This is a genomic window from Neobacillus paridis (genome assembly GCF_016765675.1).
GTDB classification, from domain to species: Bacteria; Bacillota; Bacilli; order Bacillales; family Cytobacillaceae; genus Neobacillus; species Neobacillus paridis.
Genome location: NZ_JAESWB010000172.1, coordinates 1 through 579, shown reverse-complemented (window position 1 = coordinate 579; position 579 = coordinate 1). Strand labels below are relative to the sequence as shown.

The window sequence follows — 579 nt, the reverse complement described above, 5'->3', positions numbered from 1 at the left end:
GCACTTTCGGTTCGTGGCGATGGAGGAGGCGCAGTGGACGGCGTTTCTGAAGTATTTCGATCATTACACCCGGCGCGGGGGAGGGTAGGCGGTGCAGCCCTGGAGGCCCCACGAGGCCGGAGGCGGGGCATCCGCTGATACAGTCTGAAGTTGTCTGGTACGCGTGTAGGGTGCAATGCCCCTCCGGGGTATTGCACCGTGTCTCGCAGACCGGAAGGGTATTGTCGGCCAACCTCCTTTTCGACGATGAATACGATGCCCCCGCTGATCATTGCGGTATGCGTCTGCGCCGCCCAATTTGTCACGTGCCCCGATGCAGGGGCTGATCAAAAGAAAAGGGTGTGCCGCCATCGCCGTATAACTCCACGCGTCCCCAGGCCGTATTCATGTCCGGCCTCAGTGCCGTGCGCATTTCTTCGGATTCCGCATTGAATTGCGCCACCATGTCGCGCCATCCTTTATGGAAATATTGGTTTGCCAGGGTGTTGACGATACGGCATAGCTCCTTGAGGATTGCTTCACGTAATCTGTCGGGCAGGCCGGTCGCTTTTTTCACGTAGCGCAGACTTCCCCTAAACG

At 58.5% G+C, this 579-nt stretch carries 1 protein-coding gene; it reads right to left on the bottom strand.

The annotated features are described in order from the left end of the window. Positions 1 to 301 precede the first annotated feature (301 nt). The coding region (locus JK635_RS12980) for a hypothetical protein (RefSeq protein WP_235888088.1) at positions 302 to 579 on the bottom strand (278 nt) is incomplete at its 5' end.